This is a genomic window from Corallococcus sp. CA041A, from assembly GCF_003612075.1.
Taxonomy (GTDB): domain Bacteria; phylum Myxococcota; class Myxococcia; order Myxococcales; family Myxococcaceae; genus Corallococcus; species Corallococcus exiguus.
In genome coordinates, this window is record NZ_RAWF01000542.1 from 1 (window position 1) to 1,238 (window position 1,238).

Annotated in this window: 1 protein-coding gene; it reads left to right on the forward strand. The window is 67.7% G+C overall.

The window, feature by feature from the left end; genetic code table 11:
• Positions 1–69: 69 nt before the first annotated feature.
• Complete coding sequence (locus tag D7V77_RS42015) at positions 70–1,230, forward strand: IS30 family transposase (protein ID WP_233597566.1); 1,161 nt, start codon at positions 70–72, stop codon at positions 1,228–1,230.
• Positions 1,231–1,238 lie beyond the last annotated feature (8 nt).

Consider the following 1,238-nt stretch of genomic DNA (forward strand, 5'->3'; position numbering starts at 1 on the left):
GGCGGTCTCAAGCGGTGAACGCACCACGTGGGTGCTCACCATGGCACCCTGCTTGATGGGAGGCACAGGGTGCGAGGCCGAGGGAAAGCAGCAAGGCTGACGGGTGAGGACAGGCTGGAGATTCGGCGGCGTGTCATCGCTGGCGAGAGCTTCGAGCAAGCGGCGCTGGCCATAGGCTGCTCGAAGAAATCCATTCAGAGGCTCCTGGTGAAGACAGGCGGAGTGGCGCCGCGCGCGCGCCCGCGCTCGCCCTTGCGCCTGTCGCTGCAGGAGCGCGAGGAAATCTCGCGCGGCGTACAGGCAGGTGAGTCGATGCGCGCCATCGCGCGTCGTTTGGGACGCTCAGCGTCCACCGTGTCGCGCGACGTGGCCGCGACGGGCGGCCGGAGGAAGTACCGGGCGTGGAGTGCCGAAGAAGGCGCTGAGCGCAGGGCGCGTCGTCCCAAGTACTGCAAGCTCGCCGCGAGCAGCCCACTGAGGGACGCGGTGGAGCAGGGCCTGGCCCGGCGCTGGAGCCCCCAGCAGATTGTCGCCAGACTACGCTCGGACCATCCCGAGCAGCCCCACATGCGCGTATCTCACGAAACCATTTACCGCTCGCTCTTCGTGCAGGCGCGAGGCGCGCTACGCAAAGAGCTCGCCGCCTGCCTGCGTACAGGCCGGACCCAGCGCCGGCCCAGCAAGCGCAACGACGTAGGCGGACAGCTGCGCGACATGGTGATGCTCAGCCAGAGGCCGCCAGAAGCCGAGGACCGCGCCGTCGCGGGCCACTGGGAGGGCGACCTCATCATCGGCAAGGCAGGCAAGTCCGCCGTCGGCACCCTCGTGGAGCGCCACAGCCGCTACGTGATGTTGCTTGAGCTGCCGCACGGCCGGACGGCAGAGCGCGTCCGCGAGGCCCTGACAGAGCAGATTCAGCGGCTGCCCGAGCACCTGCGCCGCTCGCTCACGTGGGACCAGGGCAAGGAGATGGCTGAGCACGCACGCTTCACCATCGACACCCAGGTACAAGTCTACTTCTGCGACCCGCACAGCCCCTGGCAGCGTGGCAGCAACGAAAACACCAACGGCCTGCTGCGCCAATATTTCCCAAAGGGCGTGGACCTGAGCGCCCTCTCCGGCAAGCAACTCGACGCCATCGCGCACGAACTTAACGGGCGCCCGCGTCAAACGCTTGCATGGCGAACGCCTGCCGAAGTATTCGCGTCAGCTGTTGCGACGACCGCTTGAGAGCGCCG